Origin of the sequence: Kineosporia babensis, from assembly GCF_021129305.1 — a bacterium.
In the GTDB taxonomy this organism is placed as follows: Bacteria; Actinomycetota; Actinomycetes; order Actinomycetales; family Kineosporiaceae; genus Kineosporia; species Kineosporia babensis.
In genome coordinates this window covers 493,621-512,921 of the sequence record NZ_JAJOMB010000001.1, presented here as the reverse complement: position 1 = coordinate 512,921, position 19,301 = coordinate 493,621, and the positions used below count along the sequence as shown (strand labels likewise).

Here is a 19,301-nt window from a genome sequence, read left to right as displayed (position 1 = left end):
AGGTAAGGGGCTCCTAACCCGGACTACTTACCGGGGTGCGGGATGGGCTCTTCGCCGGCCTCGTGGGCGGCTTCGGCGGTGGCCACCGGATCGGCGTTCTTCGCGCGGCGCCGGTGCCGCCAGGCCTCGAAGGCCATCGGGATCACGGTGAGCGCCACCAGGAGCAGCAGACCGGCCTCGAGGTGGTCGCGGAACAGCGGGATCCCGCCCAGCACCCGGCCCAGCAGGGTCAGCCCGGCGGCCCAGAGCACCGCCCCGATGAAGCTGTAGGTGAGGTAACGGCGCCGGTCCATCTTGCCGACCCCGGCGGTCACCGTGATGAAGGTGCGCACCAGCGGCACGAACCGGGCCAGGACGATGGCGACCGGGCCGTAGTGGTCGAAGAAGGCCATCGTCTTGTCGACGTACTCCCGCTTGAACAGCTTGGAGTCTTCCTTGGTGAAGATGGCCGGGCCGGCCTTGCGGCCGATCTCGTAACCCACCACGTTCCCGGCGAAGGCGGCCGCGGTGAGCACCACGCAGGCCAGCCAGATCGGGAAGTGGATGTCCCCGCGGCCGATGAACAGACCCACGCTGAACAGCAGCGAGTCACCGGGCAGGAAGAAACCGAGCAGCAGACCGCACTCGGCGAAGATGATCAGTGCGCTGACCCACAGCGCCACGTCGCCCAGGTTGGTGAGCAGGGTGTCCGGGGCCAGCCACTCCGGCCCCAGGGCCATCGGCACGCTCATCAGCACGGCGCCCAGCCTACGGGTCGGTCACAGCTGATTTCTGTGGGTTTCCCCAGCATTAGGCGCATGTTCGGAACCAACGTCGAATGCCCTGCCCGGCGTTCCCGATTGCGGCCGAAGTCATGCTCCGGGCGGACGGTGTCAGCCCCTGGGTGGAGGCTGCCAGACTCCTGCGGGTGAACGAGCGGTTGATCGAGGACGCCGGGGTGCCGGTCGGGGTGGGGCCGTGGGAGGGCCCGTGGCCGCAGGACCCGCGCTACGACCCGGAGCTGCTGGAGCACGGCGACCGGCGCAATGTCGGCGACGAGTTCCGGTACTGGAGCGTCGAGGCGATCGTGGCCGAGCTGGACACCCGCCGGCATCCGTTCCACGTGGCGATCGAGAACTGGGCGCATGACCTGAACATCGGCTCGGTGGTGCGCACAGCCAACGCCTTCAACGCGGCTGGAGTACACATCGTGGGCCGGCGGCGCTGGAATCGGCGGGGCGCCATGGTGACCGACCGCTACCTGCACGTCCAGCACCACACCGGGCCGCAGGAGCTGACCACCTGGGCGGCCGGAGCGGGCCTGACCGTGATCGGGATCGACAACGTGCCCGGCTCAGTGCCGCTGGAGACGGCCGTCCTGCCGAGCAACAGCCTGCTGGTGTTCGGCCAGGAAGGCCCCGGACTGTCCGAGGAGACGCTGGCGGTCTGCTCCCAGGTGCTCTCGATCACCCAGTTCGGCTCGACCCGCTCGATCAACGCCGGGGCGGCCGCCGCCATCGCCATGCACGCATGGGTCCGCCAGCACGCCGTCATTCCTCCCGCAGAGCACTGATCTTTCCGTCCGGGCCGAGCCGGACCCAGGCCATCGCCTGCCCGCCCGGGGTGGACCGGTTGAGGTGCTGCACCAGTTCCTCCGGGGTCCGGGTGACCAGCGGATCGCGCTCGCGCGTGTAGTCCCTGGTCTCCAGCGAGGCCGGCGGGTCGAGCACGAGTTCGGCCGGATCGGCCGTGCCCCCGTCGGGGGTGAAGGTGAGCCGGACCGAGCCCTGGGTGCTGCGGCCGGCGCTGATCCGGCCGAACGTCAGACCGCTCTCCAGCTGTGGGTCGGTCCCGATCGGGGAGTAATCGGAACGCGCCGGCCCGCTCGCCACCCGGGGCGCGGCGTCACCACCGCGGGCCGAAGGCGTCTCCGGAGGCATCCAGTTGCCCAGCCCGACCGCCAGGATGGCCGCCGCGACCACCGAGGCACCCGCTGCGGCCCAGCCCGCCGCCTGCCGCCGCCGCAGCCACCGGCCACGCCGGACGACTGCAGCCAGATCGCCGGGCTCCGGGTCGGGAATCTGGCCCGCCGGCAGCTCGGTCTCGTCGTCGAGGAGCACCTCGCGGCCCGGGGGCTGACGCTGCAGTACCTGCCGGGCCTGACCACGGGCGGCCGAGGAGACCCAGCCGACCGGGGTGTCACCGATCCGCGGCCAGCGGGCGTAGGCCCGGGCCAACGTGGCGTGGGCCACCTCCTCGGCGGCGCTGCGGCTGCCGAGTTCGCTGTGCGCGGCGGTGAAGGCCGAGCGGTACAGCTCGCCGAACAGCGAGCCGAAGTCGTCGTCGGCCCGTCGTCGGCCCGCCGGGGCCTGCGTCTCGGTCGTCATCCCGCCATCTCTCGCTCTGCTCCGGTCGGTCCGAGCAGGCTACTGACCCCGACTCGGGCATACGGCACGATCGCGACCGGTCAGCGGCCCGTCGGCGACAACTCGGCCGCAGGGCCCAGGTCGGCCTCGGGTGTACCGGTGATGGTGAGGAACGCCGATCCCAGTGCTGCTGCGGCCACCCCGACGACGAAGTGCTTGATGCTCATCCCTGCCCCCAGGTGAAACCGGTGAAACGGCCGCGCTGTGCAGCCCCTCCCCATAGACGCGGTGAGCACTGTTTCGAGGCACGGGGCGCGGTCACGATCTAATAACGACCGCCTGCTGCCGGTAAGCCCTGGTGCCGGGCTGGTGCGCCCTCCCTGCGTCGCTGCCTGCCCGGGGGATCGGCGGTGCACTGATGGTGTCGGCGTGTCGTACGGGTCTTCTGAGGCAGGGGATGTAGGGCCTCGGCCGGTGGTGCGCCCCTGCATCTATGAAGCCGATTCCCGAAAAGGCAAGGGAGCCGCCCGACTCGGGCGAACGTCCGTTGCTGTTTGACCCTTGCCCTCGAACGCATACTCGGTATAGCGTCCGGTCTCGCCATACCGGGTATGCAGACGGAGGGGAGTTCCGGAGATGTCGGTCCGGCAGAGCCTGCTCGCCATCCTGGCGGAGGGCGAGCAGTACGGATACCAGCTCCGGCACGAGTTCGAACTGCGCACGGGGCGGACCTGGCCGATCAACATCGGCCAGGTCTACACCACCTTGAACCGCCTGGTGCGCGACGGCCTGGTGGAGGAGGCCGGGCGCAAGGACGACGGCTCGGTGAACTACCGGCTGACCTATGCGGGCCGCGAAGAGGTCGATCAGTGGTGGCGCAGCGCGGTCGACCGGGCCACGCCGAACCGCGACGAGGTGGCGATCAAGGTCGCCCTCGCGGCGACGGCGCCCGGGGTGGACGCGATCTCGGTGGTGCAGCGGCAGAAGGCCGAAACCCTGCGGGTGCTGCAGGGCTACACCAAGGAAAAACGTGCGATGCCGCACCCGGCCCAGGGCGACGACCTGGCCCGGTTGCTGGTGCTGGACAGCCTGATCTTCTCGGCCGAGGCCGAGGCTCGCTGGCTGGATCTGGTCGAGCAGCGCCTACGGGCGCGCTGAGAAAGGGATTTGGACGAGATGAGCAGCGTTGACACGCCGGCCGGTGCGGAGCCGGATTCGGGGGCGGTACTGCTGCGCCTGCACGAGGCGGCCCGGGTGCACGGTTCGGGGACCGCGGTGCCGGTGCACGCGCTGAACGGGGTGAGCCTGGAAGTGCGGGTGGGGGAACTGGTCGCGGTGATGGGCCCCTCCGGTTCCGGCAAGTCCACCCTGCTGCACCTGGCCGGTGGGCTGGACACGCCTACCTCGGGGGACGTCGTGGTGGACGGGGTGAGCATCGCCGGGTTGTCGGTCAAGGCCCGGGCGGCTCTGCGGCGGCGCAGCGTGGGTTACGTGTTCCAGGACCTGAACCTGGTACCGGCCCTGACCGCCGTCGAAAACGTCATGCTGCCGCGCGAACTCGACGGGGTGAGTACCCGGGTGGCGCGGCAGGAGGCCCGCGCGGCGCTGACCGAGGTCGGCGTGGAGGAGCTGGCCGACCGGTTCCCGGAGGAGATGTCCGGCGGCCAGCAGCAGCGGGTGGCGATCGCCCGCGCCCTGGTCGGCCCGCGCCGGCTGGTGCTGGCCGACGAGCCCACCGGTGCGCTGGACTCGCTCACCGGTGAGGCGATCATGCGGGTGCTGCGGGCCCGGGTGGACGCGGGGGCGGCCGGCCTGTTGGTCACGCACGACTCCCAGCACGCGGCCTGGGCCGACCGGGTGGTCCTGTTGCGCGACGGAAAGATGGCGGAGGAAGCTCCCTTCACAGCCGGGTTCCCGCGATGAAGGACCGATTCGCAGCCTGGCGGGCGATCTTTCGCCTGGCCTTGCGGGAGATCCGGAACAATCGGGGCCGCAGCGCGCTGATCGCGGTCATGGTGGCGCTGCCGGTGCTGGCCATGTCGGTGGTCTCGGTGGTGTACCAGTCCCAGACCTGGGATCTCGAGGACAGTCTGCGGGCGGAGATGGGGGCGGCCCAGGCTCAGGTCAAATGGCAGGCCCTGCAGCCGATTCAGCAGTCGCCGGACGCCGGGGGGATCTCCTCGACGGTGACCGACCAGAGTGAGCTGGGCCGGCTGAACCCGGCCGAGTACGGCGAGCTGCTGGCCGGCTACCTTCCGGCCGGCTCTCGTCTGCTGCCCCAGCGCTGGACCGAGGTCGACCGGACTCAGGTGCAGTGGGAGGGCATGGGCGAATGGAAGTCCCTGCAGGTGCGGGAGTTCGACTACGCCGACCCGGGTGTGAAGGGGCTGGTCGAGCAGATCTCCGGGCGGGCCCCCGACCAGGCCGGTGAAGTGGTGATCAGCGAAACTCTGGCCAAGAAGGGTCTGCAGGCCGGCGCGAAGATCACCTACCGGCCGAGCACCGACGAGGCGACGAAGACGCTGACCGTGGTCGGGGTGGTGGGCGGATCCTGGGCCCACTACCAGGACGCGATCGTCGGCAGGCCGGGAACGCTGCTGCCCGAAGAGCTTTTCGGCCTCAGCCGGCAGGAGCGCGAGAAGCAGGACGAGATCGCGGTGGTCGAGTGGCTGGTGGTCGGTCCGGCCGAGGTGAGCTGGGCCGACGTGCAGCGGATGAACGAGATCGGCGCCGTGGTCCGCAGCCGGGCCGTGCTCAGCGATCCGCCCGCCTACGCGATGCCGGCCGCCGAGTTCGTCGATGACTACGCCGAGAGCAGGTTCCAGCAGGCGGTCATCGTCTCGGTGGTGGCCGGGCTGATCCTGCTGCAGGTGGCGCTGCTGGCCGGGCCAGCGATCGCGGTCGGGGCCCGGCGCAACCGCCGCAACCTGGCCCTGATGGCCGCGGCCGGCGCCTCGCGCTCGCACCTGCGCCGGGTGGTGCTGGCCTCGAACGGGCTGATCGGCCTGGTCAGTTCGGTGCTGGCGGCCGTGCTCGGCTCGCTGGTGGGGGTTGCGGTGATCGGCGGGCTCCTGCTCTGGGGCCACACCGACATCCCGCGGCTCGACTTCCGGATCACCGACCAGCTCGCCTTGGTCCTCGCCGGCACGCTGACCGTGCTGGTCACTGCTCTGGTCCCGGCCCAGCAGGCGGCCCGGATGAACGTGGCGGCGACGCTGACCGGCCGCCGGGCCACCGGCTCGGGCCCGGTCAAGCTGCTCCTGCCGCTGGCCGGGCTCGCCATCGCGGCGGCCGGCCTGGCGGTGGCCGTGCAGACCACCCGCGGCTTCATCGCCGACCCGGCGCAGGTCGTCGGCGGCCTGGCCGTTTTCGAGGTCGGGCTGGTGATGAGCGTCGGCCTGATCATGTCGATCGCCGCTCGCCTGGTCCGGCCCCTGCCCTTCAGCCTGCGTTTCGCCCTGCGGGACGCCTCGCGGCAGCGCTCGCGCACCGCCCCCGCGGTGGCCGCGGTGCTCGCGGCCGTGGCCGGTGGAACGGCCGGGCTGGTCTACTTCGCCTCGGCCGAGGAGCAGCAGCGCAACAGCTACAGCGCGGCGGGTGATGTGGGCCTGGTGGCGGTCTCCGGACTCGACCCGTACGTTCACGACACCAAGGTTCAGAAACTGGACCGGGCGGAGCAGGTGATGGCCGAGCGGTTCGGCGCCGACCAGGTGAGGCAGTACCAGGTGGTCGAGGCCAAGGACGGGGTCATGGTCACCCTGCGGCCGGAGCGGGCCCCCGACGACGTCTGCGCCGGTAGCAGCGGTCCTTACCCAAGCAACCCGCTCAAGACCTGTTACTGGCAGGATCGCTCCTTGCAGGGAGTCGGCGGTGACATCTTCGACGACGGTGGCACCGTGCAGATCCTCACCGGCGGTACGGCAGCTCAGGACGTTGCCGCGCTGCAGGCCGGGCGCGTAGTGGTGCCCGAACCGGCCATGCTCTGGCCGGACAACACCGTGCGGGTCGAGGTGGGCCGCTACACCGCGCAGGACCCCGACCTGCGAGACATTGAAGTCGTCACGCTGCCCGCGGTCCTCGCTACCGGCGAAAATATTCTGCCGCAACCGGTTTACCCGCTTCAGGCTGCCGAGAAACTGGGAGTGGACCTGGTTCCCGGAGGCCTGGTCACCCAGCCGACCGAACCGTTGGGGTCGGCGGAGGTTTCGGCGCTGACCGCCGCCCTGGACAACACTGGCCAGGTGTCGGACGTGAAGGTGGAAGGCGGCTATCAGGACTCCTACAGCTACACCCTGATGGCGCTGCTGGCCGCGGTCGGGGCGATCGCCCTGATCGGTACCTTCACCGCGGTCGGTCTGGCCGCCGCAGAAGCCAAGGCCGACGTCTCCACTCTGGCCGCGGTCGGGGCCGGCCCGGAGGTACGGCGTTGGCTGGCTGCTTCGCAGGGCGCCGCGATCGCCGGTCTGGGAACGCTTCTGGGTGTGGTCAGTGGGGCGGTGGCGGGCTACGTCCTGATCCGGCTGGCCCGCCCCGACGGAGTGCAGTTCAGCACGGTCGGGATCTGGGAGTTCGTGCTGCCCTGGCCGCACCTGCTCCTCATCCTGCTCGGGCTGCCCCTGGTCGCCGCGGCCATCGGCTTCTTCACCACCCGAGCGCAGTTGCCGGTGATGCGAAGGTTGGGCCTGTGAGGGAACGGTTCTATGTCTGGCGGGCCGCGCTGCGCCTGGCCCGGCGTGACGTCTGGCGCAACAAGGCCCGCAGTGCCCTGGTCGCGCTGATGATCGCCCTGCCGGTCCTGGCCCTGACCGTGCTGTCGGTGTTCTACCGAACGGTCGAGCGCGATCCGCAGGACGAGGTCCGGGTGGCGCTGGGAGTGCAGGCGCAGGCCGAGATCAGCGAGGTCAACGGGGTCCCGCTGATGCAGCTGCCGTTCAACGACGACAGTTCGGGCTTCGAGTCCACGCCGGACTTCTCGCACGAGAACCCGCCGACCGTGGAGCAGTTCGAGAAGCGGCTGGCCGCGCTCCTGCCCGCCCGCGACCAGCTGGTGGCCGACTGGTGGCTGGAATCCAGCCGAAACCTACACTGGGACGGGCGTTACCTGGCCACCACGGTACGCGAGTTCGACTACACCGCCCACGGGATCGAGGGTGTGATCGAGCAGGAGTCCGGCCGGGCCCCGCAGCAACCCGGTGAGGTGGTGGTCAGCAAGAAGATCGCTGCCCTCGGGGTGGAGGTGGGCGACGACCTGTTCTACCGGCCCTCGCCCGCCCATCCCGAGCAGCGCCTGCGGGTGGTCGGGGTGGTGAGCGGGCTGGACGTGTACAAGGAAGTGATCGGCCGGCCGGGCTCGCTCTTCCCGGACGAGGGGTTCAAAACCCTCGACGAGGGTGCGTACTACGGCGGTTCCGCGCCCCGCTACCGGTTGCTGGTGGTCGGTCCCGATCCGGTGACCTGGGACCACGTCCTCAACATCAACCAGACCGGGGCCCGGGTGCTGAGCCGGGCCGTGGTCGCCGACCCGCCCCCGGCCGACCGGGTGCCCTTCACCGACGCCGACTACGCCTTCGAGTACGACGCCGACTTGGTGGGCATCGTCGTGGTGCTGATCGGGATGGCCCTGCTGCAGGTCGCCCTGATGGCCGGGCCCGCGATCGCCGTGGGGGCGCGGCGCAATCAGCACACCCTGGCCCTGATGGCGGCCGGCGGGGCCGAGCGCCGGGACCTGCGCGTTGTCGTGCTGGCCACGAACGGCCTGATCGGGGTGCTCAGCAGCCTGGTCGCGGCCGGACTGGGCGCCGGGCTGGGGGCGCTGCTGATCCAGGTGCTGCGCTACCTCGACTACAGCATGGTCCGGATCGACATCCACCTGACGGATCTGCTGGTGCTGGTCGCCGTGGGCGGGCTGACCGCGGTCGGCGCCTCGCTGGTGCCGGCCCGCCAAGCCGCCAAGCTGGACGTGGTGGCGGCCCTGACCGGCCGACGCGGTTACCACCCACCGAAGCTGCGGGTGCCGGTGGCCGGGCTGTTCCTGGCCCTGACCGGAGCCGTTTTCGCGACTCTCGGAGCGGTCCAGCGCCTGCCTTTCCTGGCCGTGCTGGGGATCGGCGTGGTCGAGGTCGGCATGGTGATGGCCTCCGGCGCGATCGTCGCCCTGGCCGCCCGGATGGCCGTGGGCCTGCCCTTCAGCGCCCGTTTCGCGCTGCGCGACGCGGCCCGGCAGCGCAGCCGGACGGCTCCGGCGGTGGCCGCGGTGCTGGCCGCGGTCGCCGGCGGCAGCGCTGCCCTGGTCTACGTGGCGGCGCTGACCGACCACGAGGAGCGCAGCTACCGGGCGAGCGCCGGCGACAGTGTGGTGCTGCTCAACTCCTCGAGCACCGGGGACGACGGGCGAATGGTGTCCTCGATGACTCGGGCCCGGGCGATCGTCGAACAGGAACTGCAGGTCGGCGAGTTCCAGGAGTACCAGATTCCCGCGACACACGGGCCGAACGGCACAGATTTCGAGATCATGCCGTTGATGCCGCCCGGCGCCGAGTGCCCCGAATCGCAGTTCGCCGAAGCCGAGGTCACCGAGATCATCGAGGGCAGCGAGATCGCCGGGCCCGGCCCGTGCGGGCGCCGGGCCGCGGCCGAGACCATCGAGTTCAGTTCCGGGCGTCTCTTCGACGACGGAACCGCGCTGTCGGTGATCACCGCCGGTCAGGCCCCGTCCGACGCGGCTGCGCTGAAGGCCGGTAATGCCGTCACCAGCAACCCGGAGCTGCTCTGGCCGGACGGTACCGTGCGGGTGCGAGTGGAGCGGTACGACGACGCGGGCGATGTCACCGGATCGAAAGTGATACCCCTGAAGGCGGTGCTGGCCGAGCCCGGACAGCACAGTCTGTACGGTGTGGTCTATCCGCTCGGGGCCGCTGAGGAACTCGGCATCTCGCTCGAGAGTGGTGGTTTCGCCGCGATCGCCCGCGAAATTCCTTCTCAGGCCCAGGAGGACCGGGTCAACCGGCAGCTGGACGAGGAGGCCGGGGCCTATCTGAGCGTCGAGCGCGGTTACGTCGACGACTACCAGATCTATCTGCTGGTGCTGGGGGCGGTGGTCGCGGTGGTCGGTCTGGTCGGTACGTTCACCGCGGTCGGCCTGGCCGCGGCCGAGTCCCGGGCCGACGTGGCCACTTTGGCCGCGGTAGGAGCCGGGCCGGGGGTGCGGCGCCGGATGGCAGCTGCGCAGGCCGGTGTGATCTCCGGTCTGGGCGCGGTTCTCGGGGTGCTCAGCGGGGTGCTGGCCGGCTGGGTGCTGGTCCGGCTGGAGGAGGGCGACTGGGCCTACGGCTCTGCCTTCGCCGAGGCCGAGTCCTGGCGGTTCGTCCTGCCCTGGCCGCAGTTGCTCCTGATCGCCCTCGGCCTGCCGGCCCTGGCGATGACGATCGGCTTCCTGACCACCCGATCCCGGCTGCCGCTGATCCGCCGGCTGGGGCAGTAGAAGACTTCCGCGTCGCTGGGTGGAGGGCCCAGCGACGCGGAAACCCTTGTGCTCAGACCAGTTCCACCAGGCTCTCGATCGAGGGCACGATGTGGGACGGGCGGAACGGGTAACGCTGCACGTCCTCCTGGGTGGTCGAGCCGGTGAGCACCAGGAAGGTCTCCAGGCCGGCCTCCATCCCGGCGACCACGTCGGTGTCCATCCGGTCGCCGATCATCGCGGTGTACTCCGAGTGCGCGTCGATCGCGTTCAGTGCGCTGCGGAACATCATCGGGTTGGGCTTGCCGACGATGTACGGCTCGCGCCCGGTGGCCCGGGTGATCAGCGCCGCCACCGCCCCGCAGGCCGGCAGCGGGCCCTCGGCCGAGGGCCCGGTCGGGTCCGGGTTGGTGGCGATGAACCGGGCGCCGCCCTCGATCAGCCGGATCGCCTTGGTGATCGCCTCGAACGAGTACGTCCGGGTCTCGCCGAGCACGACGAAGTCCGGTGCGGTGTCGGTGAGCACGTAACCGGCCTCGTGCAGCGCGGTGGTCAGCCCGGCCTCACCGATCACGTAGGCCCGGCCGCCGGGCTCCTGGTCTGCCAGGAACTGGGCGGTGGCCAGGGCGGAGGTCCAGATCGAGGCCTCCGGCACGTCCAGGCCGGAGGCCAGCAGCCGGGCCCGCAGGTCGCGGGCGGTGTAGATGGAGTTGTTGGTCAGCACCAGGAAGGGCCGCTCGTTCTCCTGAAGCTTGCCCAGGAACTCGGCGGCCCCGGGCAGGGCCACCCCCTCATGTACGAGAACGCCGTCCATGTCCGTCAGCCAGCAGCGGATCTCCCGCGTCTTCATACGTTCTCCAGTCTCTTTGGGGCGTTCCGTCCGGTTCCGGGCCGGATTCGGCTCTACGCGGAATGCCCGTCCCGGAACGGTACTGCCGTAGACCCGCCGGTAGGTCACGGCCCACAATCGAAATGCTGATCCGTCGACCGCCAGGAGGGGACATGGCCAAGTACACGGTTGCAATGACGTTCGAGACGCCCGGTCTGCGCTCGGCCTTCGAGCGGAAACACAGCCCGGGCCGGCCGCTGGGTTCCTCGATCCGGATGATCGCCGCGGACGGCACGCTGGCCGTCACGGCCTCCGGGGTCCGGGCCGAGACGCACTCCGAGGCGGCGCTGAAGGTCAGTACCGAGATCGCCCAGAGCTGGGTCAAGGCTCACGGCCCGCTGAAGATGGCCAGCTGGCGGGCCGACCGCGAGCGGGTGCTGGTCGGGGGCCGGCGCCGAGGTGGATCGGTCTTCGGCAGCGGGCCCTGGCCGGAAGGCTTCGGTAATGACGAGGGCGGCTCGGCCGGGGTGCGCGAGCCACGCCGGCCCAAACCCGGGCCCGGCTCGATGTCGATGGAGGCCGGGCTACCCGATCCCGAGTAGCGCTGCCAGGTCGAAAGCGTCGGCCATCGCCTGCATCCCGGCATCGCTGGGATGCAGGTCGTCGCCGGAGTCGTAGGCCGCCAGCATCCGCTGCGGGTCGGCCGGATCGCGCACCGCGGCGTCGAAGTCGACCACCGCGTCGAAGATGTCGGTGCTGCGGATCCAGTCGTTCACCAGGGTGCGCTGTTGCTCCTTCTCCGGCGTCAGGCAGCCGCCGTCGCAGCTGAACGGCGTCAGCGTGGCCGCGACCACCCGCAGGCCGTGCTCCCTGGCCCGGTCGGTCAACACGGTCAGGCCGTCGATCACCGTGGTGGCCGGGGTGCCCGAGCCGATGTCGTTGATCCCCAGCGCGATCACCACCACCCGCACGTCGGTCCGGCTCAGCACGTCGTGCTCGAACCGGCGCAGGCCGGAGGCACTGGGTGAGGCGCAGCTCAGGTTCTCCGAGACCACCCGGTTGCCGCCGATGCCCTCGTTCAGCACGCCGATCGGGCCGGTGGTGGGCTCGGCCCGCAGCCGGGCCGACAGCCGGTCGGGCCAGCGCCGGTTGCCGTCGACGGTGGAGCTCATCCCCTCGGTGATCGAGTCGCCGAAGGTGCTGATCGCGCCCGCGCCGACCGGGTCGGGCACGTCGATCCCCTCCAGCCAGAACCACGAGCGCACGGTGCCGGCGAACGCCGCCCCCGAGGTCTGGCCGGCCATGTCGCCCTCGCCCAGGTACGACGTGGCGATCGACCGGCTGTGCCCGGAGCCCGCGGTGGCCGGGCCCTGCGGCACCAGGTCCACCGCCAGCGGCTGGCCGAAGCGGAAGGCCAGCTCGACCGGATCGCTGACCACCTTTCCGCCCGGCGGGATCTCGACCTCGGCCGCACCCTCGAACGTGACCCGGCGGGCGGTGCCGGAGCGCAGGTCGGGCGAGCCACTGCCGACCGCCAGGGCCGCGGTGGCCCGGGACAGCCGCAGCGGTTCGGTGCCGAAGGTGTTGGCCAGCCGGATCCGGAAACTGGTGCCCCCAGCAGTCGGCAGCACGATCTGGCGCAGGGTGCGGCCGCTGACGTCCGGGCCGTCCAGGTCCTGCATCGAGGTGCTCCAGACCCCGTTCCAGCCGGCCGGGATCAGCTTGGCCGCCGGGGTCGGAGCCGGCGTGGGTTCGAGCGAGGAGGAGACAGAAGGCGAGGGTGAAGGCGCCAGCGTCTCACTTTCACCTGGGAAGGCCGCGGTGACGCAGCGCGCGGTATCGGTCTGCGCAGAGGCCGGGATCCGGCTGTGGCTGGAGGCCAGCCAGGTCACCCCGCCGGCCACGGCCACCACGGAGAGCAGGGCCAGTGACGCTGTGAAGGCACGGCCGCGCCGACGTTCCACTGCGCCCTCCCCGAAACCGGCAAGTACCACCCTGATCGGCACGTCGTCGGGCCCGCTGGAGGGTTCAACTCGACGGTAACCCGACAAGTTCCGAAGTGGGGACGAACTGCCTCAAGGCGCCACGAAGAGCTCAGGACGCCGCGGTGAATTCAGGACGCTGGGGGTCGAGTTCGACCGCATCGAAAGTACTCACCGTCATCCGGGTGTCACAGATCAGCCGGTCGCCCACCGCCGGAGCGGCCCGGTGCTCCGGTACGGCGAGCATCGAGACCTGCATGTGGGCGACATCGGCAAAGTTCAGCCGATGGCCCTGCCAGTGGAACGGTGAAGGAGCCCAGCCTGCTCCCCGCACCGCCCCGAGCACCGCACCCTTCAGCGCATCCCGCAGCCCGGCGTGTGCCGCACTGGCATACAGCCCGACCCCGTGCGCGGTACCCCCGGAGACCACCAGCAACGTGCCCCCGGAAAACCGCCGCTGCCGATAGCCCACCGCCTGCCGAGGCGGCATCCGGCGCACGTCCAGCACCGTGCCGGTGACGGTGAAGCTCTGACGGTCGGACAGCCACAGACTCGTACCCACCCGTGGCCGCACCTCAACGCCCTGGATGGAGGCCAGTTCCGACGCGCTCAGGTGCGACACCCACAAGGTGCTCACCGTGATCCCGGCTGCCCGCAGCGCAGCCAGCGCCTGGTGCACCGAATCCAGCACTCGCCGCCGATCACCCCCGCTGGGCAGATGCATCGCCACCCCGGCCAGTCGCACCCGGCGCAGCGGCTCGGCCAGTTCAGGGAGTTCGGTCAGCGTCACGCCGTGCCGGTGCACCGGTGAGTCCAGCTCCAGAACCACCTCCGGCCCGTCGAGTTCGGCCAGCCGACGCACCACATCGGCATGCGCCACGGTCCGCAACACCCCGATCGCCGGTGTCGACGACCGCAGGTCGGCCAAGGTCAGCGGAGCCATCACCGCAATCGTGCCGTGGAAGAACCGCCGCACCGAAGCGATCTCGGACTCGGTGCCGACCGCTACCGTGTCCACCCCCAGCCGTGCCGACAGCTGCGCCAGCCGCTCGCGTCCGAAGCCGTAACCGTTGCCCTTGATCACCGGGACCAGGCCCGGCAGCTGCTGAGCCGCCCGCCGCACACCGCTCTGCCAGCGAGGTTCGTCGATGCTGAGCCGAAAAGTCATGACCGCGCCTTCTGTATCCGCTGATGCAACTGAAAAGCCCGGTGCCACAACGGAGACAGGGTGTACTCCCACTCGCCCGTGGTCTCCTGCACGGTTCCGCCCAGGCCGAGCTTGAAACGCAGCAGTCCGGAAAGCTTCTCGTTCTCGTCCAGAGTGTCGGCGATGCCCCGCAGGTCGTACATCCAGTTGCCGCGGGCCAGCGCGGCCTGCACGGCCGCCCATTGCACAGCTGTGCTGGCCTGGACCTCGCGGCGCTGAGAGGTGGAACCGCCGTACGTGTACCAGCAGGTGCGGTCGGTATCCACGGTGAGCGCAGCCGCCAGAGCCTGCCCCTCGACCTCGCCGACCCAGAGCCGCAGAACCGGACCCAACGCGTCCCACATCTGCTCGAAGTAACTCAGCGGCCGGGGCGTGAACCCGTCGCGCTCACCGGTTTCCACGTACAACCGGTGAAACACCGCCAGGTCGCCCTTCACGCCCGGCCGCACGCTGACCCCCGCCGCGATCGACCGCTTGACGTTACGCCGCCACTGCTGATTCATCCCCTTCAGCAACTGCTCCGGGGTGCGCTCGCGCAGATCCAGTCGTACCCCCAGCCGGGGCTGACCGGCCGTGAAGGCCCCGGACTCGTCCTCCAGCGAGGTCCATCCCTGCGCCGAAAGCACTTTCAGCAGCGCCACGCCGTCCCGCTCGTAACGATCCGGGGCGAGGTCCGAGAAGCGGCGCAGATCCGGTGAGGACAAGCCGCGCTTGGCCGTCGTGGTTTCCCAGCTGCGCACCGCCTGCGTGGGCCCGATCCGCACGGCGAAGGCGTGCTGGGCGCGCAGGTGCTCCAGAAACGGGTCCAGCCACAGGGCAGGATCGGTGACCACCCGCTGCCAGGGCAGCGTCGGGCCCTCGGGCACGTAGGCCAGGCTGCGATTGGTGCCCGGGACCGGCCGGTGCAGCACTAGCGCAGCGCCGACCAGTTCACCGTCCTCGATCCAGCCCAGGCTCTCGCTGCGCCAGGAGCGCTTGACCCCGGCCCAGGCCGGCGTCTGCAGGATGCTGGCGGCGTTCGACTCGGCGAACCGCTCGTGCTCGGCGGCGCTGATCGGGCGCACCGCCACGGCCGGCCGCACCCCGGGCCACAGCGTGGGCTCGGGGTGTACCAGGTGGTCGAAGAGATCGTTTCCAGCCATGGCTAGAGCGTGGCTGTGCAGGTCAGGCCGCACATCGGGCCACGGGAGGGTCCGCCTGCCGGCCCGGTCCTCCTACAGAACGAGGTTCTGGACGGCTGCCGTTCATCCTCCAGGAGGAGGAACCGGCCACTCAGCTGGTCGTATGGTCGGACGGTGACGATCCATCCAGCGCTGCGGGCCTGGCTCTTCCTGCGTGATCGGATCCTGCCTCCACCCCGGGCCGTGCTGATCGCAGCTCTGGTGGGCGCGGGCTGGTGGCTCGGGATGAACTGGCTGTCGACCTACGGGGAGTGGTATCCGCGGATCGGTCAGGGGCCGTACCAGTCCCTGGGCTGGGCAGTGGTGCTCGTTCTGCTGACCCGCGACCGCTTCCCCCGCCTCACTCTGGTCGGGGTCGCTCTGCTCTACCCCGACGCCTACGGCCAGTGGATGATGACCTACTGGCACGTCATTCCCTACGCCCTGGCCGGCTACACGGTGGCCGCTCGTGGGGCGATGCGTACCCCCTGGGTGTTGCTGATTGGTCTGGGCGGACTGCTGCGGCTGATCTTCGCCAGTGGGTTCAATCCGGCCGACTGGTGGCTGAAATACATGATCGAGTACGGCGACCTGCCGACACTGTGGGACTTCGCTCCCTCCCGCACCGGACTCTTCGCGGCCGCCTTCATCGCCACCGTTCTGCTCGGTCGCGCGTCGTACCAGCAGCGGCGGGCCAATGAGGAGCTGCGCCGGCGGCAGGAGGAGGTGGAACGGTTGCGGCAGATCGAGACCGACCAGATGGTCACCGCCGAGCGCACCCGGATCGCGCGGGAGCTGCACGACGTGGTGGCACACCACATCAGTGCGGTGGTGCTGCGGGCCCAGGCGGCGGACCGGGTCGCCGACACCCAGCCCGAGCAGCTGCGCGACGCGGTGCGCTGGATCGCCCTGGACGGGCAGCACACCCTGGCCGCGATGCGTCAGGTGGTGCGGGTGCTGCGTTCCACCGATTCCGGCGGCAGCCTCACCCCGCAGGCCACGCTGGCCGAGATCCCCCAGATCGCGGCCCGGATGGAGGCCGTCGGGATGCCGGTCGACCTGCGACTGCCCCCGATCCAGCCGATCCTGCCCGCCGCGGTCGAGCTGGCCGCGGTCCGGATCGTGCAGGAGTCGCTGACCAACGCGCTGATCCACGCCCGGGCCAGGCAGGCGCTGGTCCTGGTGCTGACTTCTGGGGGTCAGCTGCTGATCGAGGTGCACGACGATGGCGGCGCCCAGAAGACCCGCAACACCCAGCCCGCCGGGATTCCGCTGGCGGGGATCGGCGCGAGTCAGCCCATGCCGGTGCGTCGTACCCCCACCTTCGGTTCCGGGCACGGTCTGGTCGGGATGCGTGAGCGGGCGGCCTCGTGCGACGGCACCCTGGAGATCGGCCGTTCGCACCTGGGCGGCTGGCTGGTACGGGCGCGCCTGGCCATGGCGATGGAAAGCGAACCCCCGCAGGCCCTGCCCCACGCCGGCTGAAACCCTCCCACCCAGCCAAAGCACAAACGTCCTCAAACAAATGGACGCTCCCCGCGCCCAGGTGCCTTCGGGCACCAAAGGGGCGCACCGCGTCCGTAAGCAAAAACCAGGAGGATGAACCGCGTGCTGAGCGAATCGATCCGTGTCGCCGTCGTCGACGACCAAGGGGTGATCCGGGCGGGGCTGCGGATGATCATCGACCACGAGAGCGATCTGACCGTGGTCGGTGAGGCTGCCGACGGCGCCTCCGCCCTGACCATGGTGGCCGAGGTACGCCCCGACGTGGTGCTGATGGACATCCGGATGCCGGTGCTGGACGGGATCGAGGCCACCCGCCGGCTGGTCGACGCCGGCGCCGCCGGTGCGCACCTGCCCGCCGTGCTGATCCTGACCACGTTCGACGACGAGGAGTACGTCCTCGGTGCGATCCGGGTGGGGGCCAGCGGTTTCCTGCTGAAGGACGCGGGGCCCGACGTACTGGTGGCGGCCGTGCGTACCGTCCACGCGGGCAACTCCCTGGTGGATCCGGTGGTGACCAACACGCTGATCGCGCACTGTCTGGAACTGGAGCGGACCCGGCCGGCGGTGGCGCCCCCGAACATCCCCAGCAGTCACTGGGCCCAGCGTCTGGCCTCGCTCAGCGAGCGGGAGAAACAGATTCTGGGTGGGATGGCCCGCGGCCTGTCCAACACCGATCTGGCCGCCCACCTGGTGGTCAGCGAGACCACGGTGAAGACGCACGTGAGTTCGGTGCTGTCGAAACTCGGCCTGCGCAACCGGGTGCAGGCGGTGGTGGTGGCCTACGAGACCGGAGTGGTGACGCCCGGCGCGGCGGCCTGGGACACCGGACTCTGACGACGTTTGACCTAGAACACGTAGTTGCGTCGGTCACGCTGTCCGGACAGGTTCAGAACCACTGAACGCGCGCCGCACCAGAGCTGCGGACGTCGTGTCGATCACGCAGGTCACCTGGATCACAGCACTTGTCCGGACAACTTGGACACGACCGTTCGGCGATTCCTGTCCAGAGTCGTTGGACAGTGACACCGTCCTATGTAAAAGGGCACCTCTGCCTAGGAATTCGAGGCTCTTGGACGGCTTGGAGGGCGAGACCGGACGGGCGTTACGTGCAAGGATCGGCGTAGCGAGAGCGACGCAGAGCCCGCCGGAAGGGCCGTCGCCCGACCGGATGCGGTGCGGGTGCGGTTGCGGTGGGTGGCATGCACGAAGAAGACGCACGCGACGAACCGCACAGGAGCAGGCAGATGCCGATTGCAACCCCTGAGGTCTACGCGGAGATGCTCGACCGGGCCAAGGCCGGGTCGTTCGCATACCCCGCCATCAATGTCACGTCCTCCCAGACGCTGAACGCCGCGATCCGGGGTTTCGCCGAGGCGGGCAGTGACGGCATTGTGCAGATCTCCACCGGGGGCGCCGAGTACGCGTCCGGCCCGACCGTCAAGAACATGATCACCGGCGCGGTCGCCCTGGCCCAGTACGCGCACGAGGTGGCCAAGAACTACGACGTCAACATCGCCCTGCACACCGATCACTGCCCGAAGGACAAGCTCGAGGGCTACGTCCGCCCGCTGCTGGCGATCAGCGCGGAAAGGGTTGCCCGGGGCGAGAACCCGCTGTTCCAGTCGCACATGTGGGACGGCTCGGCGGTGCCGCTGGACGAGAACCTGAAGATCGCCGCGGAACTGCTGGAGCTCACCGCGGCGGCGAAGATCGTGCTCGAGGTGGAGATCGGCGTGGTCGGCGGCGAGGAGGACGGCGTCGCCAACGAGATCAACGACAAGCTGTACACCACGGTGGCCGACGCCAAGGCCACCGTCGAGGCTCTCGGTCTCGGCGAAAAGGGCCGGTACCTGACGGCTCTCACGTTCGGCAACGTGCACGGCGTGTACAAGCCGGGCAACGTCAAGCTGCGTCCCGAGATCCTCAAGCAGATCCAGGACGAGATCGGCGTCGCCTACGGCCAGGACAAGCCGTTCGACCTGGTCTTCCACGGTGGATCGGGCTCGCTGCCGGAGGAGATCTCGGCCGCGGTCGACTTCGGGGTGATCAAGATGAACGTGGACACCGACACCCAGTACGCGTTCACCCGCCCGGTGGTGGAGCACATGTTCCGCAACTACGACGGGGTGCTGAAGATCGACGGCGAGGTCGGCAACAAGAAGCAGTACGACCCGCGGGCCTGGGGCAAGCTGGCCGAGGCCGGTCTGGCCGCCCGGGTCCAGGAGGCCTGCGAGGCGCTGCGCAGCGCGGGCACGAAGATCAAGTAACAACTGGGGACGGCGTGGCCCGGGGTTTCGGGCCACGCCGGTTTCGTGCGTGGCGGGTTTTCCGGACGAGCGTCTCAGCCTCCGGCTGAGGCAGACTGAGCCCGTGACCACGCATCAGAACCTGCTCAACTCCCCGCCGCCGACCCTGCTGCCGGACGACTCCGTCTCCCGGGACGCGATCGCCGCCGGGGCCCCGCTGGAGAACGTGGCCGCCGCCAACCCGGCGCAGTGCCTGGCCTGGGCCGCACTGGCCGAGCGGGCGCTGGAGGCGGGCAACGACATCGAGGCCTACGCCTACGCCCGCACCGGTTACCACCGTGGTCTGGACGCCCTGCGCCGCAACGGCTGGAAGGGCCATGGCCCGGTGCCGTGGTCGCACCTGCCCAACCAGGGCTTCCTGCGGGCGCTGGCTGCGCTCGGCCGTTCCGCCGCCGCGATCGGCGAGGACGAGGAGCGCGAGCGGATCGCCAAGTTCGTGGCCGACTGCGACCCGGAGGCCGCCTCCGCACTCAACGTGCTGAGCTGGGCGGTCCAGCGCTGAGCCCT

The 19,301-nt window shown here is 70.3% G+C and carries 17 protein-coding genes; 10 read left to right on the top strand and 7 right to left on the bottom strand.

The features are described 5' to 3' along the window. Positions 1–23: 23 nt before the first annotated feature. Positions 24–731, bottom strand: coding sequence for a DedA family protein (locus LR394_RS02335; protein WP_231438876.1), 708 nt, complete (start codon positions 729–731; stop codon positions 24–26). 176 nt (positions 732–907) lie between these two features. Between LR394_RS02335 and LR394_RS02330 the strand changes: the two genes are divergently transcribed. Further along, positions 908–1,552, top strand: a complete 645-nt coding sequence (locus tag LR394_RS02330) for a TrmH family RNA methyltransferase (RefSeq protein ID WP_231438637.1) — start codon at positions 908–910, stop codon at positions 1,550–1,552. Here the strand turns inward: LR394_RS02330 and LR394_RS02325 are convergent. Next, positions 1,530–2,366 carry an RNA polymerase sigma factor gene (locus tag LR394_RS02325; protein WP_231438636.1) on the bottom strand — a complete coding sequence of 279 codons (837 nt, stop codon included), beginning with the start codon at positions 2,364–2,366 and terminating at the stop codon, positions 1,530–1,532. The two genes, LR394_RS02330 and LR394_RS02325, sit on opposite strands and share 23 nt — an antisense overlap. Before the next feature lie 80 nt (positions 2,367–2,446). Beyond that, complete coding sequence (locus tag LR394_RS41175) at positions 2,447–2,572, bottom strand: hypothetical protein (RefSeq protein ID WP_269328477.1); 126 nt, start codon at positions 2,570–2,572, stop codon at positions 2,447–2,449. A 409-nt stretch (positions 2,573–2,981) separates the two neighbouring features. Between LR394_RS41175 and LR394_RS02320 the strand changes: the two genes are divergently transcribed. The 4 genes from LR394_RS02320 to LR394_RS42650 are packed head-to-tail and all read left to right on the top strand — an operon-like array spanning position 2,982 to position 9,825. Beyond that, positions 2,982–3,503, top strand: a complete 522-nt coding sequence (locus LR394_RS02320; protein WP_231438635.1) for a PadR family transcriptional regulator — start codon at positions 2,982–2,984, stop codon at positions 3,501–3,503. A gap of 18 nt (positions 3,504–3,521) precedes the next feature. After that, complete coding sequence (locus LR394_RS02315) at positions 3,522–4,268, top strand: ABC transporter ATP-binding protein (RefSeq protein WP_231438634.1); 747 nt, start codon at positions 3,522–3,524, stop codon at positions 4,266–4,268. Continuing rightward, the gene (locus tag LR394_RS02310) at positions 4,265–7,033 is read left to right on the top strand and encodes an ABC transporter permease (RefSeq protein ID WP_231438633.1); all 2,769 of its coding nucleotides are present in this window, start codon (positions 4,265–4,267) and stop codon (positions 7,031–7,033) included. Before LR394_RS02315 ends, LR394_RS02310 begins: the two co-directional genes overlap by 4 nt. After that, entirely contained in the window at positions 7,030–9,825 is a 2,796-nt protein-coding gene (locus LR394_RS42650; RefSeq protein ID WP_231438632.1) for an ABC transporter permease, read from the top strand. Before LR394_RS02310 ends, LR394_RS42650 begins: the two co-directional genes overlap by 4 nt. A 52-nt stretch (positions 9,826–9,877) precedes the next feature. Here LR394_RS42650 and LR394_RS02300 read toward each other — a convergent pair whose 3' ends face one another. After that, complete coding sequence (locus LR394_RS02300) at positions 9,878–10,654, bottom strand: HAD-IIA family hydrolase (protein WP_231438631.1); 777 nt, start codon at positions 10,652–10,654, stop codon at positions 9,878–9,880. A gap of 152 nt (positions 10,655–10,806) precedes the next feature. On the opposite strand from LR394_RS02300, the gene LR394_RS02295 reads away from it, so the two are divergent. Continuing rightward, positions 10,807–11,235, top strand: a complete 429-nt coding sequence (locus tag LR394_RS02295) for a hypothetical protein (protein ID WP_231438630.1) — start codon at positions 10,807–10,809, stop codon at positions 11,233–11,235. Here LR394_RS02295 and LR394_RS42645 read toward each other — a convergent pair. The 3 genes from LR394_RS42645 to LR394_RS02280 form a co-directional block, all read right to left on the bottom strand. Then, positions 11,218–12,597, bottom strand: coding sequence for an SGNH/GDSL hydrolase family protein (locus LR394_RS42645; protein WP_231438629.1), 1,380 nt, complete (start codon positions 12,595–12,597; stop codon positions 11,218–11,220). The genes LR394_RS02295 and LR394_RS42645 overlap by 18 nt on opposite strands. A gap of 130 nt (positions 12,598–12,727) precedes the next feature. Continuing rightward, the gene (locus LR394_RS02285) at positions 12,728–13,783 is read right to left on the bottom strand and encodes an alanine racemase (protein ID WP_231438628.1); all 1,056 of its coding nucleotides are present in this window, start codon (positions 13,781–13,783) and stop codon (positions 12,728–12,730) included. Next, on the bottom strand, positions 13,780–14,964 hold the full coding sequence (locus LR394_RS02280) for a lipid II:glycine glycyltransferase FemX (protein ID WP_231438627.1): 1,185 nt from the start codon (positions 14,962–14,964) through the stop codon (positions 13,780–13,782). Before LR394_RS02280 ends, LR394_RS02285 begins: the two co-directional genes overlap by 4 nt. A 153-nt stretch (positions 14,965–15,117) precedes the next feature. Between LR394_RS02280 and LR394_RS42640 the strand changes: the two genes are divergently transcribed. The 4 genes from LR394_RS42640 to LR394_RS02255 all read left to right on the top strand — a co-directional run bounded on the left by LR394_RS42640 (position 15,118) and on the right by LR394_RS02255 (position 19,296). After that, the gene (locus tag LR394_RS42640) at positions 15,118–16,467 is read left to right on the top strand and encodes a sensor histidine kinase (RefSeq protein WP_331283033.1); all 1,350 of its coding nucleotides are present in this window, start codon (positions 15,118–15,120) and stop codon (positions 16,465–16,467) included. A 114-nt stretch (positions 16,468–16,581) separates the two neighbouring features. Next, entirely contained in the window at positions 16,582–17,322 is a 741-nt protein-coding gene (locus LR394_RS02265; protein ID WP_407936961.1) for a response regulator, read from the top strand. A gap of 410 nt (positions 17,323–17,732) precedes the next feature. Further along, positions 17,733–18,755 (top strand): class II fructose-bisphosphate aldolase, encoded by a 1,023-nt coding sequence (fbaA, locus tag LR394_RS02260; protein WP_231438626.1) that lies wholly within the window; start codon positions 17,733–17,735, stop codon positions 18,753–18,755. Between the two features lie 103 nt (positions 18,756–18,858). Continuing rightward, positions 18,859–19,296 carry a DUF3151 domain-containing protein gene (locus tag LR394_RS02255; RefSeq protein WP_231438625.1) on the top strand — a complete coding sequence of 146 codons (438 nt, stop codon included), beginning with the start codon at positions 18,859–18,861 and terminating at the stop codon, positions 19,294–19,296. The last annotated feature ends 5 nt before the right edge of the window (positions 19,297–19,301 follow it).

What these genes read in the sequence shown, in the direction of transcription:
- LR394_RS02335 (WP_231438876.1), bottom strand. Translation starts at nt 731, where the DNA reads ATGAGCGTGCCGATGGCCCTGGGGCCGGAGTGGCTGGCCCCGGACACC.
- LR394_RS02325 (WP_231438636.1), bottom strand. Translation starts at nt 2,366, where the DNA reads ATGACGACCGAGACGCAGGCCCCGGCGGGCCGACGACGGGCCGACGAC.
- LR394_RS41175 (WP_269328477.1), bottom strand. Translation starts at nt 2,572, where the DNA reads ATGAGCATCAAGCACTTCGTCGTCGGGGTGGCCGCAGCAGCACTGGGA.
- LR394_RS02320 (WP_231438635.1), top strand. Translation starts at nt 2,982, where the DNA reads ATGTCGGTCCGGCAGAGCCTGCTCGCCATCCTGGCGGAGGGCGAGCAG.
- LR394_RS02315 (WP_231438634.1), top strand. Translation starts at nt 3,522, where the DNA reads ATGAGCAGCGTTGACACGCCGGCCGGTGCGGAGCCGGATTCGGGGGCG.
- LR394_RS02310 (WP_231438633.1), top strand. Translation starts at nt 4,265, where the DNA reads ATGAAGGACCGATTCGCAGCCTGGCGGGCGATCTTTCGCCTGGCCTTG.
- LR394_RS02300 (WP_231438631.1), bottom strand. Translation starts at nt 10,654, where the DNA reads ATGAAGACGCGGGAGATCCGCTGCTGGCTGACGGACATGGACGGCGTT.
- LR394_RS02295 (WP_231438630.1), top strand. Translation starts at nt 10,807, where the DNA reads ATGGCCAAGTACACGGTTGCAATGACGTTCGAGACGCCCGGTCTGCGC.
- LR394_RS02285 (WP_231438628.1), bottom strand. Translation starts at nt 13,783, where the DNA reads ATGACTTTTCGGCTCAGCATCGACGAACCTCGCTGGCAGAGCGGTGTG.
- LR394_RS02280 (WP_231438627.1), bottom strand. Translation starts at nt 14,964, where the DNA reads ATGGCTGGAAACGATCTCTTCGACCACCTGGTACACCCCGAGCCCACG.
- LR394_RS02265 (WP_407936961.1), top strand. Translation starts at nt 16,582, where the DNA reads ATGAACCGCGTGCTGAGCGAATCGATCCGTGTCGCCGTCGTCGACGAC.
- fbaA (WP_231438626.1), top strand. Translation starts at nt 17,733, where the DNA reads ATGCCGATTGCAACCCCTGAGGTCTACGCGGAGATGCTCGACCGGGCC.